The sequence below is a fragment of the Novosphingobium sp. ES2-1 genome (assembly GCF_015169775.1).
GTDB classification, from domain to species: Bacteria; Pseudomonadota; Alphaproteobacteria; order Sphingomonadales; family Sphingomonadaceae; genus Novosphingobium; species Novosphingobium subterraneum.
On the sequence record NZ_CP063445.1, the window covers coordinates 1161050 to 1177167 of the forward strand.

The 16118-nt window shown below is 62.5% G+C and carries 8 protein-coding genes; all 8 read left to right on the forward strand.

All coding sequences use genetic code 11. From position 1 onward, the window contains the following. Positions 1-30 precede the first annotated feature (30 nt). The 8 genes from cysS to IM701_RS05575 all read left to right on the forward strand — a co-directional run bounded on the left by cysS (position 31) and on the right by IM701_RS05575 (position 16104). Entirely contained in the window at positions 31-1512 is a 1482-nt protein-coding gene (gene cysS, locus IM701_RS05540; RefSeq protein ID WP_193828027.1) for a cysteine--tRNA ligase, read from the forward strand. Between the two features lie 64 nt (positions 1513-1576). Next, complete coding sequence (locus IM701_RS05545; protein ID WP_193828028.1) at positions 1577-2515, forward strand: D-2-hydroxyacid dehydrogenase; 939 nt, start codon at positions 1577-1579, stop codon at positions 2513-2515. A 162-nt stretch (positions 2516-2677) separates the two neighbouring features. Beyond that, positions 2678-4333 carry an acetolactate synthase large subunit gene (locus tag IM701_RS05550; protein WP_039331462.1) on the forward strand — a complete coding sequence of 552 codons (1656 nt, stop codon included), beginning with the start codon at positions 2678-2680 and terminating at the stop codon, positions 4331-4333. A gap of 123 nt (positions 4334-4456) precedes the next feature. After that, the gene (locus IM701_RS05555) at positions 4457-5893 is read left to right on the forward strand and encodes an aldehyde dehydrogenase family protein (RefSeq protein WP_193828029.1); all 1437 of its coding nucleotides are present in this window, start codon (positions 4457-4459) and stop codon (positions 5891-5893) included. 185 nt (positions 5894-6078) lie between these two features. Beyond that, positions 6079-7497, forward strand: a complete 1419-nt coding sequence (locus tag IM701_RS05560; protein WP_193828030.1) for a multiheme c-type cytochrome — start codon at positions 6079-6081, stop codon at positions 7495-7497. Further along, complete coding sequence (locus tag IM701_RS05565; protein ID WP_193828031.1) at positions 7497-9485, forward strand: heme-binding protein; 1989 nt, start codon at positions 7497-7499, stop codon at positions 9483-9485. The genes IM701_RS05560 and IM701_RS05565 overlap by 1 nt, the downstream gene beginning before the upstream one ends. After that, positions 9485-11515 carry a hypothetical protein gene (locus IM701_RS05570; protein ID WP_193828032.1) on the forward strand — a complete coding sequence of 677 codons (2031 nt, stop codon included), beginning with the start codon at positions 9485-9487 and terminating at the stop codon, positions 11513-11515. The genes IM701_RS05565 and IM701_RS05570 overlap by 1 nt, the downstream gene beginning before the upstream one ends. A gap of 11 nt (positions 11516-11526) precedes the next feature. Then, positions 11527-16104: an LVIVD repeat-containing protein gene (locus IM701_RS05575; RefSeq protein ID WP_230487813.1), complete on the forward strand. Its 4578-nt coding sequence runs from the start codon at positions 11527-11529 to the stop codon at positions 16102-16104. Positions 16105-16118: the final 14 nt, after the last annotated feature.

Consider the following 16118-nt stretch of genomic DNA (forward strand, 5'->3'; position numbering starts at 1 on the left):
GAAGCGGGGGCGCGGGGCAATGGCTGCACCATGTCAGTCCACGGCCCCGCCCCCTTCGCGCCCTCTGCACCGCTCAAGCTGTTCAACAGCCTGACGCGACAGCTCGAGGAGTTCCAGCCCGTCCACGCAGGCGAGGCGCGCGTCTATTCCTGCGGGCCGACGGTCTACAATTATCCCCACATTGGCAACATGCGGGCCTATGTCTTCGCCGACATCCTTGGTCGCACACTGTCGTTCAAGGGGCTGAAGCTAACCCACGTCATCAACATCACCGACGTCGGCCATCTCACCGACGATGCCGATGATGGCGAGGACAAGATGGAGAAGATGGCGAAGGCGCAGGCCCAGTCCATCTGGGACATCGCGCAGCACTACACGCAAGCCTATTGGGAAGACGTCAAGGCGCTCAACATTCGCCAGCCGGCACGCTGGACCATCGCCACGGAATACGTGCCGCAGATGATCGCCTTTGCCGAGAAGATCGCGGCCCGCCACTGCTACGAACTCGACAGCGGCCTCTATTTCGATGTCTCGACCGTGGCCGATTATGGCCGCCTCGCTCGTGCGCAGACCGAGGACGGGGAGGGTCGCATCGAAGCAGTCGAAGGCAAGCGCAACGCCGCCGACTTCGCCATCTGGCGCAAGACACCGCCGGGTGAGAAGCGCCAGATGGAGTGGGATTCGCCATGGGGCAAGGGCGCTCCTGGCTGGCATCTCGAATGTTCGGTCATGTCCGGCGAAGTGCTCGGTTTCCCGTTCGACATCCACACCGGCGGCATCGACCACCGTGAGATCCACCATCCCAATGAGATCGCGCAAAACCAGGCGTTTTGCTGCACGAATGGGCTGGACCTCCCCGCAAATTCCGGCGCTCGGGTCTGGATGCACAACAACTTCCTGGTCGAACGGTCAGGCAAGATGAGCAAGTCGAGCGGTGAATTCCTGCGGCTGCAGCTCCTGATCGACAAGGGTTACTCGCCGCTGGCCTATCGCCTGATGTGCCTGCAGGCACATTATCGCAGCGAACTCGAGTTCTCGTGGGACGGGCTCTCGGCCGCACTCACGCGCCTCAAGCGCATGCTGATCGCGGTGGGTCAGCTCAAGGAGCGGGCGGGCGAAACGGAGGCCCAGCCCGGTCCACGATTCACATCGTTCCTCGAACGTTTCGATGCAGCGGTGTCGGATGATCTCAACACTCCGGTCGCGCTCACCGTCTTCGAGGAAGTGCTCGCGCTGAAAAAGGTCGATGCGTCGGAAAAGCTTGCGGCGCTGGCAGCAATGGATGCGGTCCTTGGCATCGGTTTGCTCACGCTTGACCGAAAGGCGCTCCGCCTCAGGCCCAAGGGCGTCGAGATCGAAGGGGCTGAAATTGAAGCTGCTCTCGAAGCCCGCAGGGCCGCGCGTGCGGACAAGGACTTCGCCCGTTCCGACGCTCTGCGCGATGACCTTGCCGCCAAGGGTGTGGAGGTGATGGACGGCGACCCGCTCGGCTGGGAATGGAAGCTCGTCTGAACGGGTTTCAATCCGCAATCGATAGGGTAAGTCTCTCGCAAATGTTATTGGGAGAGAGCTCAGCATGACCGTCCTCGTGATGAATGCCGTGGCCGCGCCGCTGATCGAGCCGCACCTGCCAAGGTGGGTGGAGCCGCGGTATTTTCGCAGCGCCGAGGAACTGTTCGAACTGGCACCGGAGGCGGAGATCGGCTGGTTTGACCTCTACCAGCCCGGCGGCATGGACAAGGCAATCCGGCTGGCGACAGGGCTAAAGTGGCTGAACTCGGTCTATGCCGGAGTCGATTTCTTCCCGCTCGATGTGCTTCGGGAGCGGGGCGTGATCCTTACCAACGGCACCGGCATCAACGCTATCACCATCGCCGAATATGTAGTCATGGGCATGCTGACCGTGGCCAAGGGCTATCGCGAGGTAGTGCGCTCGCAAGACCGACACGAATGGCTGCTCGACAGTCCAGGCAAGGTCGAACTGGCCGGCAGCCGCGCGCTGATTCTCGGCTATGGCGCTATCGGCCAGAGGGTCGATCGCATGCTGCAGGGTTTCGATGTCGATGTGGTCAAGGTGCGACGGTCGCAGGGGGAGGGCACGCTCGGTCTGGACGAGTGGCGTGGTCAGCTAGGTACCTTCGACTGGGTGATACTTGCCGTCCCCGCTACGCCCGAAACCGAAGGCATGATCGGCAAAGCCGAGATTGCCGCGATGAAACCCGGCTCCACGCTGGTCAATGTCGCAAGAGGCAGTGTCGTCGATCAGGAAGCGCTGATTGCGGGCCTGAAGGCGGGCCGCCCGGGCCACGCCTTTCTCGATGTCGTCACCCCCGAACCCCTGCCGGCAAAGCACCCGCTGTGGGACGTGCCTAATGCCCACATCACCAGCCATCTCTCCGGACGTGCCCAGACGCGGATGTTCGAGCGTTCGGTCATGCGCTTTCTCGAAAACCTTGCCCGCTTCCGCTCGGGCGAGCCGCTCCAGCCGCAGGTGGATCTTTCGCTCGGCTATTGACGGCGGGGCGTGACAGCGGCGCGCACCTTTGATAGCCATGCGGGCAAGGGCAGGCGCGGGGGCCATAACGACACGCGCCGGGAACTTGCCCTGCGGTCGCATCCAAGTTGGGGAGGGTAACGCAGCCTTGGCCGCGCGTTCCCGTTGATGGAGCGACCAAAAATGGCCGAAGGCAAGAAGGCGTCAGACCTGTTCATCGAGTGCCTTGAGGAAGAAGGCTGCGAATACATTTTCGGCGTTCCGGGCGAAGAGAACCTCGATTTCCTCGATTCGCTTTCCCGCTCGAAAAAGATCAAGCTGATCCTCACGCGCCATGAACAGGGTGCCGGATTCATGGCAGCCACTTACGGTCGCCACACCGGCAAGACCGGCGTCTGCATTGCCACCCTCGGGCCCGGCGCGACCAATTTCGTGACCGCCGCCGCCTACGCCACGCTCGGCGGCATGCCGATGTTGATGATCACTGGTCAGAAGCCGATCAAGAAGTCCAAGCAGGGCCGCTTCCAGATTCTCGATGTTGTCTCGATGATGGGGCCGATTACCAAATTCACCCATCAGATGGCCTCGTCCGACAATATCCCCAGCCGCGTGCGCGAAGCGTATCGCCTCGCCGAGGAAGAAAAGCCCGGCGCAACGCATATCGAACTGCCCGAGGATATCGCTGACGAACACACCGACTCCGTCCCCCTCAAGCGCAGTCTCGTGCGCCGCCCCAACGCCGATGCCAAGTCAATCGCGCAGGCCGTTCACGCCTTGCAGAACGCCAAGGCTCCGGTCCTCGTCATCGGGGCGGGCGCAAATCGCAAGATGACCGGCAAGATGCTGCGCGAGTTTGTCGAGAAGACCGGCATACCGTTTCTCACTACGCAGCTCGGCAAGGGCGTGATCGACGAGCGACACCCCAAGTTCCTAGGTTGCGCCGCGCTTTCGGCCGGTGATTTCGTCCACCGTGCCGTCGAGGACGCCGACCTCATCATCAACGTCGGCCATGACGTCATCGAAAAGCCGCCGTTCTTCATGCGTGAAGGCGGTACGCCGGTCATCCACGTCTCGACCAAGACGGCTGAAGTCGACCCTGTCTATTTCCCCGCCATCGAGGTGATCGGCGATATCGCCAACGCGGTCTGGCAGATGAAGGAAGCGGTCGAGCCAAACCCGGCCTGGAACTTCGATCATATGCTGGCCTATCGCGCTGCCGAGGTCGCGCACACCGCACCGCTCGCCGCCGACACTCGTTTCCCGATCTTCCCGCCGCACCTCGTGCAGCAGATCCGCGATGCCCTGCCTGAGGACGCGATCATCTGCCTCGACAACGGCGTCTACAAGATCTGGTTCGCGCGTGGGTACACCGCCTACCATCCCAACACCGTGCTGCTAGATAATGCGCTGGCGACAATGGGCGCTGGCCTGCCCTCGGCGATGATGAGCGCGATGCTTTACCCTGAGCGCAAGGTCATGGCGATCTGCGGCGATGGCGGCTTCATGATGAACAGCCAGGAGATGGAAACCGCGGTCCGCCTTGGTCTCAACCTCACCGTGCTCATCCTGAATGACAGCGCCTATGGCATGATTCGCTGGAAGCAGGCCAACATGGGCTTCGAGGACTTTGGCCTGACCTACGGCAACCCCGATTTCGTGAAGTATGCCGAAAGCTACGGCGCGCATGGGCATCGCGTCACAAGTTCCGAGCACCTCAAGGAACTGCTCGCCCATTGCCGCGATACGCCGGGCGTCCACCTGATCGATTGTCCGGTCGACTATTCGGAGAACGACCAGATTCTCAACAAGGATATCAAGGAACTGTCCAAGGCACTCTAGGGTTCAGGCGATTCATCATGTCGTCACCCCGGGCTTGACCCGGGGTCCCGCTTTTCCACCTGCGGCGGTTCGATAAATAGCGGGATCCCGGGTCAAGCCCGGGGTGACGTTGGAGGTTATCAAGTGTCACAGCTCAAGGACGTCTACCCGCTCTATCTCAACAACAAGGCCGTGCAGCCGAACACCGACCTTGCGGTGACGGACAAGTTCACGGGCGAGATCGCGTTCCGCACCGCGCTCGCGACGCCAGACGTGATCGATGAGGCAATCGCCGGTGCCGTCCGCGCTGCCGAACCCATGGCCAAGCTTGCATCCTACGAGAAGCGCGACGTGCTCGACCATTGCGTCCGCCGCTTTGCCGAGCGCAACGACGAGCTCGCCTATGCCCTTTGCGTCGAAGCCGGGAAGCCCATTGCCGATTCCGAAGGCGAGGTGGGCCGCCTGATCGACACTTTCCGCATTGCCGCCGAAGAAGCCACGCGCAACTACGGCGAAGTCCAGCCACTCGATATCAGCCCCCGCGCCAAGGGCTACATGGGCATGTGGAAGCGCGTGCCGATCGGTCCGTGCAGCTTCATCTCGCCCTTCAACTTCCCGCTGAACCTTGCCGCGCACAAGATCGCGCCCGCCATCGCCATGGGTTGCCCTTTCGTGATGAAGCCCGCTTCGCTCACCCCGCTGGGCGCGATCATCATGGGCGAAGTGCTGGCGGAATGCGATATCCTGCCGGAAGGTGCGTTCTCGATCCTGCCTGCCAGCCGCGATGGCGCCGACCTGTTCACGACTGATGACCGGCTCAAGCTCCTTTCGTTCACCGGCTCGCCGGGCGTCGGCTGGGACCTCAAGGGGAAGGCGGGCAAGAAGAAGGTCGTCCTCGAACTCGGCGGCAATGCAGCCGTTGTCGTCGACAAGGACGCCGACCTCGAACACGCGCTCGCCCGCATCATCTTTGGTGGGTATTATCAGTCCGGTCAGTCGTGCATCCACGTCCAGCGCGTGATCATCCATGCCGACATCTACGAACAGTTCCGCGACATGCTCGCCGCCAGGGTCAAGACGCTGAAGTCGGGTGACCCCAAGCACCGCGATACCTTCATCGGCCCGATGATCTCGGCCAAGGAAGCGCAGCGCCTCAAGACCTGGATCGATGCTGCAGTGGCTGGGGGAGCCACGCTGCTCGCCGGCGGTGGCTGCGATGGCAACATGCTCGAAGCCACCCTGCTCGAAGGCTGCAGCCGCGATATGGACGTTTATACCGAAGAGGCCTTCGGTCCCGTCGTCATCCTGTCCAGGTTCACGGATTGGGATGCCGCGCTCGAGGAAGTGAACGACAGCAAGTTCGGGCTCCAGGCGGGCCTGTTTACGGCCGACATCCACAAGGTGATGGACGCCTGGGACAAGCTCGACGTCGGTGGTATCGTCGTAAACGACGTGTCCTCCTACCGCGTCGACAACATGCCCTACGGTGGGGTCAAGGATTCGGGCCTCGGCCGCGAAGGGATCCGCTTCGCCATGGAAGACATGTCCGAGATCAGGAACATGGTCATCCGCCGGAAGTGATTTCCGACAAAGAAAGGTGCCTGTCTTTCCGATATGTTTCCAAAGATGCCGATTAGCCACTTGAACCAAGGGGTAAGAGTGTCCTAACCTGAAGATCAACGGGGTCGCATTGCAGCACTTCCGGCAGGAGCTATCGCACAAGGCAAAAGCCGCGCGATATGCAGGGCCGGTGGGGACGAGGGGCAATGCTGGGTACTATCTTGCGAATCAGGCAGCTCGCGGCAACTTGCCGGGCCCTACCGCGCTCCGCCGCCATGGCGATGGCGTTCTGCCTTGTCATGGCCGGAGCCGCCCTCGGTGCATCCTCGCTGGTGTCGCCTTCGCTGCAGGCCCAGGGGACTGCGCCGGCGGTCCTGCGCGGCCACGTCGGTGTCGCGTCATGCGCGGGCTCCACTTGTCACGGCCGTAGCGTCGCCGATGGTGCTGTCGTCCGGCAGGATGAACTCATGCGCTGGCAGGAAGATTCCTCGCCTTCGGGTGCGCACAGCCGCGCCTGGCGCGTGATCCAGGAGCCGCGTGGGCAGGCCATCGTCAGGCGGATGGGGCTCGATGCTGCTGGCATTCAGCGTGAATGTGCGGGTTGCCACGCCTCGCCGGGATCTGCGCGTCCTTCCGATGGCGTCGATTGCGAAGCGTGCCACGGTGCCTCTGGCGGCTGGCTCTCTTCCCACTACACCGTCGGCGCCAGCCATGCCCGCAACGTCGCCCAGGGCATGACCGACCTGACCCGCCCACAAGTGAAGGCGCAGGTCTGCCTTGATTGTCATTTCTCCGGCGATGCCAAGGGCCAGTTCATTGCCCACCGTATCATGGCTGCAGGCCACCCGCGCATTTCGTTCGAGCTGGACCTGTTCACCACGCTCCAGCAGCACCACGATGAGGACGCCGACTACGTTAAGCGCAAGGGCGGCAAGACCAACTCGATGCGCATGTGGGCCGTGGGGCAAGCCGAGGCCGTGAAGCGCAGCCTTGAGCTGTTCAGTCAGCCGGCGCGGGCCATGGATGGCATCTTCCCCGAGTTCACCTTCTACGATTGCCACTCATGCCACCGCCGCATTTATGACGGTGAGGATGGAAACGTCACGGCAATCCGCAATCCCGGCCGCCCCGTCGATCTTGGCACGCCTCCCTATAACGACGAGAACATGATCATGCTTCTGGCGGCTGCGCGTGTCATCGCGCCGGATGCGGCTGCCACGTTCGACGCGCGGGCCAAGGCGTTCCACCGGGCGATGCTGGCGAACCGCGCAGAGACCGTCGCCGCGGCCCAGGCACTTCGCCAGTCTGCCGATGCGCTGTCTGCGCGCTTCGCCTCTGCCAGCTTCACGCGGGAGCAGACCTTCGCGATCATGGACTCGATTGCCAGCGACGCGATTGGCGAACGCTTCACTGATTACGAGGGGGCCGTGCAGTCGGTCATGGCTGTCGATACGCTGCTCAATGGTCTCGTCAATCAAGGCATGGTCTCGCCAGGTTCCGCCAGCGGTCTGCGCGTCCAGATCAACCAGGCCTATGCCGCCGTTCGTGATCCGAACGGTTTCCAGCCTCTCTCATTCCGCCGCGCCCTCGGCAGCGCGGTACGATCCATCCGGAGCCTTCGCTGATGCGCATGCCGTTGGCTCTCCGGCAGACCACCGCCGTCGCACTCGCGCTCTCTCTCACTTTGTCTGGGTGCGGCGGTGGTGACTCTGGCTCGGGCGGGACATTCACGCCGACACCTACCCCGACATCGTCTTCGCGTTTTTTCGCTGATCCGGCGCAGGAAGCCCTGACTGTCGCGGAAGTCCAGCAAATAATTGCGCAGGCAGTGGGCGAGGCCAAGGCCCTCAACTACCCGGCGATCATCGCAGTGGTCGATCGTGTCGGCAACGTGCTTGCTGTTTTCCGCATGAACGGTGCTGCAACCCGGATGATCATCAGCCCGCGCACCGCCACGGGCGAGATATCGCCGCGTGAAGTCGATGCGCAGGGGCTCGAAGTCGAAGCGACGATGGGAGCCATTTCGAAGGCTGTCACCGCCGCCTACCTTTCGTCGAGCGGGAATGCCTTTTCCACCCGCACGGCCAGCATGATCGTGCAGGAGCATTTCCCGCCGGCGCCGAATACGCCCGGCCTGGAATCAGGCCCGCTCTTCGGCGTGCAGTTCAGTCAATTGCCGTGCTCGGACCTTTCCGCCCGATTTGCCGCGGGCAATGCCGGAAGCGCCGCCTTTATCGGTCCAAAGCGCGCTCCGTTGGGGCTGGCTGCCGATCCAGGCGGACTCCCGCTTTACAAGAACGGGGTCGTGGTTGGCGGCATCGGCATCATGGCCGACGGCGATTATGCCTACGATCCCGATGTGACCGACGTCGACGGCGATCCGGAAGAATTCATGGCGCTCGCCGGCATCCAGGGCTTCGCACCGCCGGCAGAGATTCGCGCCGATCGCATTCCGGTCGATGGTTCCACGCTGCGCTTTGCCGATGCGCGGGTCGAAGGCCTTCATCCGCTTCAGACCAGTTTTTCCGCAATTAACAACACGGCAGGCACCCTCATTCCCGTGCGTGGCTATTATGATGGCACCGCGGTTCTTGCTGGAACGCCCTATGGAACAGAAGCCAGCGGCATTCGGCGTGCGACCCTGAGCGAGTTCTCGCTGGCCGACGCCTACGTCCTGAGCAACGGGTCTGGCGCAAACCGCTATCCCATCAAGGGCGGGACCGATTCCGCTGCCGTCGGCACGGCTTTGACCGCTGCAGAGGTGCGTGCCGTTCTCGAAGAGGCCTTCACGATCATGACGCGCGCCCGCGCGCAGATCCGCCGCCCCCTCGATAGCCGCGCACAGGTTTCGATTTCCGTTGTCGACACATACGGCGAGGTGCTCGGCCTTGTTCGCGGGCCTGACGCGCCCATCTTCGGCATCGACGTTTCGCTCCAGAAAGCGCGCACCGCTGCATTCTTTTCCAATCCGGTCGCAGCCGAGCAGCTTCTCGCCAATACCGATGCGGAAATCCCCGCATTCGTGCAGCGTACCCGCGATTTCCTCGGCGATCAGACGGCTCTCACCGGCAAGATCGCTTTCGCTGACCGATCGGGCGGTAACCTGTCGCGGCCCTTTTTCCCTGACGGAGAAGTCGGCCGTCCCCATGGACCGCTTTCTCGCCCGATCACGGATTTCAGTCCCTTGGCCACTGGCCTCCAGATCGCTCTGGTCAAGGCCAACTTGTTGCAGCACGCGGTTTTCGTCGAAGGCTCTCTCAACGCGCGTGACGTGGTTCAGCGCTGCACGGCGGTCCCGGACACCCCTACCGGCAAGAAGCGCATTGCCAACGGCATCCAGATTTTTCCGGGTTCGGTTCCGATCTACCGCAACGGCAAGCTGGTCGGTGCCATCGGCATTTCCGGTGACGGTATCGATCAGGACGACATGATCGCTTTCCTGGGAACGCACAATGGCGGTGCCAAGGTGGGCACCATCGGCAACGCGCCCAAGGAAATTCGGGCCGATACCATCGTCGTCCCGGTGGGCCAGGGCGTTCGCCTGCGCTATGTGAACTGTCCTTTCGCCCCGTTCCTCGATACCACTGACCAGAACGTCTGCGAGGGCAAGTGATGCAGCATGTCGCACTCCTTCTCGGACCGGTTCTCGGCATTACCACGCCGGCCTCCCAGCCCGTCACCCTGCCGTTCCACGTTTTGGCAGCCGTAGACGCGGCTTCTCCCGGTGCGGGCGATCCGCAGGAGGCGGCGAACCCGCAGAGCGATGCCGCGGCCGGGCAGGAAGCTGCTCCGCTCCCGGGTGGTGAAACCGATGCCGATGGTGCGCTGATCGATGGGCGTCGCCGCCCCGGCTTCAACAAGCAGCTTCCCGAGAAGGTCGAGCAGGACAATCCCGGTGCGGTCAATGCTCCGCCGCCGGAAGCCTTCTACGACAAGTACGATGGCGAGGGGCCCGTGGGCGATCTCGGCCTTGATGTGGCCCTGCCTGACCGCTGGCGTATCATGTCTTCGCTCTGTCCACAGAAGGACAAGGCTACCGGCAAGAAAGACCGCTCGCTCTACACGCTATTCCCGAAGCTCGAATACGTCTGTCATTCGCAGCTCGATCCGTTTCATCATAACCTGCTCAAAGGCGATCGTCCCCTGGCGCGGGGCAAGCGCCCCGGTTTCCTGAAAGGGGATGACTGGTATCTGCTGGCCGGCGCGGTTTCCGATACGGTGGTCGAGCCGCGTAGTTTCCCGATCCCGGTCGGCAACCAGACCACGACCAATCCCAACGCGATTGACGTCTTTGGTCGTAGCCACAGCCTGGTGCTGTCGCAGACCTTCATCGCCAGCCTCTCGCTGCTCAAGGGCATGACGGCCTACAAGCCGCCCGTGGTCGAGTATCGCATTGCGGTGGCTGGCAACATCAACCACGTCGAGGTGCCGGAACGGCGCGTCCTGTTCGTCGAACCTTCAAAGGGAACCAAGCGTACCGATGGCTTCATCGGACTGCAGGAAGCCTTCATCGATTATCACATCGGCCGGTTCGATACGAAGCGCTACGATTTCATATCCTTGCGTGCAGGCATCCAGCCGATGCAGTCGGACTTTCGCGGGTTCCTCTTCAACGACAATCAGTTGGGCGTGCGCCTCTTCGGCAACCGCGACAACAACCGCGTGCAGTTCAACCTCGCCGCGTTCTGGCGGCTGGAGAAGGAAACCAATTCCGGGCTGAACGACGTCAGCCGGGCGCCGCGCAACGATTGGGTGTTCATGGCGAACCTCTATCGCCAGGACTTTCCCGTTGTCGGCCTGACCAGCCAGGTCTCCGTCACCTACAACATGAACCGTGAGCGCAACGACATCACGGTCGATACCAATGGCTTCCCGGTTCGCCCGGCGCTGATTGGTGATCTGCGCGGTCGCGAGTACGACGTGGTCTATCTCGGCTATGCTGCAGACGGCCATATCGGACGCCTCAACCTCACCGCGCAGGCCTACGCTGCACTGGGCGAGGACCGGAACAATTTCCTCACCAGCCGCGCGGCCGAGATCAAGGCGTTCATGGCCGCTGCCGAAGTCAGCTATGATTTCGACTGGACCCGCGTCCGCCTTTCCGGCCTCTGGGCAAGTGGCGACAGTGATCCTTATGACAAGACCGAAGGCGGTTTCGACGCCATCTTCGAAAATCCCCAGGTCGCAGGCGCGGACACCAGCTACTGGATTCGCCAGACGATCCCGTTCGCCGGCGGTGGCCGCAACATCTCGGTCAATGGTCGCAACGGCATCCTGAACTCGCTTCGCTCATCCAAGGAGCAGGGGCAGTCCAACTTCACGAACCCGGGTACGATGCTGCTTGGTCTGGGTACGGATTTCGACCTCACTCCAACTGTGCGGGTCTCGACCAACCTCAACCATCTCTGGTTCGAGAACACCAAGATCCTGCAGGTGCTGCGCAACGAAGGTTCGATTCCGCGCGACATTGGCTGGGATGCTTCCGTCTCGGCAATCTGGCGGCCCAACGCCTCGCAGAACCTCGTCTTCCGCCTTTCGGGCGCCGTGCTTGATCCTGGGGCGGGCTTTGATGATCTGTTCGCCCAGATGGGCAAGGCAAGCCGCTTCTATTCCGTCCTCGCCAACGCGACCCTGGCCTTCTGATGACCCAGCCCATGACCGACACGCGCAGCTTCCGCAAACTCTCGCTGGCATGGCTGATAGCGGCGCTCGCCGCCCTGCTGATCCCGAGCGCTCTTTACGCTTCGGGTGAAGAGAAAGCCCAGAAGGTTACGCATACTCGCGCACCCGCCGCGCCGCGCGGCCAGCCCGGTGATACGGTCGAGGAGCAGTGGGCCTACGTCGACAAGCAGAACGCAGGCTGCGTCAGCTGCCATACCAAGAGCGACCATCGCACCATGCACGCCAGCCCAGCTGTGGTGCTGTCCTGTGCCGATTGCCATGGCGGCAACACCAAGGTCATGGCTGACCGGTCATGGAACCGCAATTCGATCGATTATGTCGCGGCCATGAAAGATGCACACGTTCTGCCGAAGTACCCGGCCGCATGGGGCTGGCCGTCGTCAGCCAACCCGAAGCGTTCCTACGCGCTTCTGGGCAAGGAAAGCCCCGAGTTCATCCGCTTCGTCAACCCGTCGGACTATCGCGTTGCGCGTGACTCCTGTGGTGCTTGCCACATGCAGATCATCGAAGCGTCCGAACGCTCGCTGATGTCGACGGGGGCAATGCTGTGGGGCGGGGCGGCCTATAACAACGGCATCGTCCCCTTCAAGAACTACATGTTTGGCGAAAGCTTCACCCGCAATGGTGAGCCTGCCTTGCTGAAGTCGGCCTCGAAGGAGATCGGCGCGGACGGCAAGCCGATGTGGGGCACCGTCACGCCCCGGGAGAAGGCGCGCGGCGCCTTGCCCATCATGTACCCACTGCCGCGCTGGCACACCATCCCGCCGGGCGACGTGTTCCGCGTGTTCGAGGATGGTGGCCGTACGATCAACCCGCAGTTCCCCGAAATCGGCCTGCCCAATTCCACGGGTCTGATCCAGCGCCTGGACGAACCGGGGCGTCCTGATCTCAAGCAGTCCAACCGCGGCCCCGCCACGGGCCTGCGCGTCGCCATCCCGGTGCTCAACATCCACAAGACGCGTTTGAATGACCCGTTCCTGTTCCAGATGGGCACCAATGATCAGCCGGGCGACTATCGCTCCTCGGGCTGCGCGGCGTGCCATGTCATCTACGCGAACGACCGTGAACCGCGTCACTCGTTGAGCTACGGCAAGTGCGGGCGTGACGGGCAGACCATCACGGCTGACCCCACCATAAACTCCCTGCGTGAAGGCCAGCATCGCAAGGGTGCCTATGGCTCCTACAACGCCGAGAATGAAGAACATCACGACAAGGTGCGCGGCACGGTTCTCGGCGGGAAGCGCGGCTATCTCGGCGGTGACAGCACTGATCCTGAACAGTCGAGAGACATGGAGGGCGATTGCGCCCGCGCCATTTCCTCGGCCGAGCAGCTGGTCTACTCGCCGGGCAAGGGTGTCGCGCCACATGGCTCGATGGACAACGACAAGATGGACCAGGCCTCGGCCCACGCCATGGCAGGACTGGACGCCAAGGGGCACCCGAAGAAGGATGCCCACGGCGAAGATGCGCACCAGGCCGATGGCCCAGTCGCAATGCAGGATCGCGAACGCGGCCACCCGCTGGTCCATGCCTTCACCCGCGCCATCCCGACCGCGCAGTGCATGAATTGCCACATGCACCAGCCCAACATCTTCCTGAACTCTTACCTCGGCTACACGATGTGGGACTACGAGTCCGATGCGCCGAGCATGTGGCCCGGGCCAGAGAACCGCGCGCCCAAGCCCGCCGGCATGTCCGATGAAGACTACGCAAAGACGTTCAAGAAGCAGTTCTACCCGAACATCGACGAGCAGCGCGAAGTGCTGGACCGCAATCCCGAGGGCGCGTCCACGCGCGGTCTGTGGCGCGATGTCGAATTCCTGCGCAACGTCTATGACCTGAACGACAAGCTGGAACGCACCCAGTTCGCCGACTATCACGGCCACGGCTGGAACTTCCGCGCCATCCTCAAGCGCGATCGTCGCGGCAACCTGCTCGATGACGAGGGTGATATGTCCTCCTACGGCACCGACAAGGCGCACATCATCTCGCCTGACGATCCGGAAAAGTTCCGCAAGGCGGGTGAGGGCAAGTTCGTCGAACCGGGTGAGAGCAATCCCGGCAAGGCCGTCCACATGATGGACATCCACGCCCAGATCGGCATGCAGTGCGCCGATTGCCACTTCTCGCAGGACAGCCACGGCAATGGCGTGATCTATGGCGAAGTCGCCAATGCGGTCGAGATCGGCTGCAAGGACTGCCACGGCACGCCCGATGCTTACCCGACGCTGCTGACTTCGAACATGGCGGCACCCGAAAAGGGCAACAATCTTGCGCTGCTGCGCAATGCAGACGGCCAGCGTCGCTTCGAATGGTTCAAGGAGGCCGATGGGCGCCGCGTGCTGATCCAGCGCTCGATCATCGATCCCAAGTTGTCCTGGCGCGTCAGCCTGGTGAAGGACTCGGTCGACGCCCGCTTTGCCGGGCAAATGGACACGTCCGGCAAGCCGATCTTCAACCCCAAGGCCGCCCGCGCGAAACTGATGGCCAAGTCCGCGTCGGATGACGGTGTCTACAAGTTCGGCACCGGCGTGGCCAAGGAAGCGCGCGCCCATCGTGACGACGATATGGCTTGCTTCACCTGCCACCTGTCGTGGACCACTTCCTGTGCCGGGTGCCACCTCCCGATCGAGGCGAACTGGAAGTCGGCGACGCACAAGTACGAGGAAGATTACACCCGCAACTACGCGACCTATAACCCGCAGGTCGCGCGCGATGACATGTTCCAGCTTGGCAAGCACCAGCGCAACAAGTCGTCGGGTTCGGACCCGGTGCAGTATGACGCCTCGGGCAATCCGGTGTCGGGCAAGGCGATAACCGCGCCGATCCGTTCAACTTCGGCTCTGATCTTGTCGTCAACCAACATCAACCGCGAACGCATCTACGTGCAGCAGCCGCCAATTTCCTCGATCGGCTACTCGTCACAGGCCTTCGCGCCGCACTTCCCGCACACTGTTCGCAAGAACGAGACCAAGCAGTGCACCGACTGCCACGTCAGCCAGGACGAAGACAATAACGCCACGATGGCGCAGCTTCTCCTGCTGGGCACGAACTACGTGAATTTCGTGGGCATGAACGCCTGGTTCGGTCTGGACGGCGGATTTGAAGCTGTCCGCGTTACCGAATGGGATGAGCCGCAAGCGGTGATTGGCTCATACCTGCACCGCTACGCCTACCCTGATTACTGGAAGCAGCATGTCGAAGATAACGGGCGCGAGTTGAAGAACTGGACGCGCGGCAAGATCGTCGATGGCAAGCTTTCGGGGGAAACAACCGGGCAGGAACAGTTTGCCAATGTGGTGGAGGGCACCAAGGACGCGGTCCGCTGCCTGCAGATGCGCGGCGAGTACATGTACGTCGCAGAGGGCAAGGGCGGATTCCGAGCCTATGACATTGCCGCCATCGGCAACAAGGGCTTCTCGGAGCGGATCGTCACTGCTCCCTTCTCGCCCTTGGGCCATGACACCCATGTCGCTACCACCAACGCGACCTGCATGGCCCTGCCGACCAACCAGTCCATCGCGCCGACCCGCAACACACGCGAATTGCGCACGCTCAATCAGGAGCAGCCGTTCTCGCCGATCTATTCCTACGCTTTCGTGACCGATGCGGTCGAAGGCCTGATCGCGGTCAACGTCGACACTCTCGCCGACGGCGAATTCCGCAACAATTTCTTCAATCGCGCGCTGACCTTCAACCCGGACGGCGTGCTCACTGGCGCTCGGCACATCACGCTCGCCGGGGACTACGCCTATATTGTCACCGACAAGGCGCTGGTCACGGTTCACCTGCCCAAGCCATGGTCTGCGCAAAAGCCGTGCGAAGTCAGTGAGAAGAAGGGCGGCGAAACTTGCCTCGATCCGCGCATCACTTCGGTCGTGCCCTTGCGCGATCCTCGCGCCACGGCGGTGCAGTTCCGTTACCTGTGGGTGACGACGGCCAATGGCCTAGAACTGATGGACATCACCAACCTGGCCCAGCCCAGGGCCGTACCATCGGCAACTGTGCCGATGGTCGACGCTCGCCGAGTCTACCTTGCGCGCACGTATGCCTATGTCGCAGCCAAGTCGCAGGGGCTGGTCATCGTGGACATCACCGCGCCGACGCGACCGTCGATCTACACGAGCTACACCGCTGACGGGCAATTGAACGATGCCGAGGACGTGATCGCGGCGTCAACCAACGCCTCGCTCTTCGCCTACGTCGCCGATGGCCGGAACGGGATGAAAGTGCTGCAGCTGACCTCGCCAGCCAGTCAGCCGAACTTCTACGGCTTCTCGCCCGAGCCCAAGCCGGAGCTCATTGCATGGGCTCGTACACCGACACCGGCCCTGGCGCTGTCAAAGGGGCTAGATCGCGATCGCGGTGTCGATGAAACCGGAGGGCAGATGGCTGTCTTTGGTCGGCTTGGTTCCCGCCCGTTCACCCGGCCGGAAATGGAAGAGTTGTTCCTCAACAGCAAGGGCGATGTCTTCCGCGTCACCAACGCCGTAGACATGAGCCTCTGGGTCGGTGCCAAGCCTGCGCCGCTGCTCGCGAAGACGAATTGACCGGTTGGAGAGGA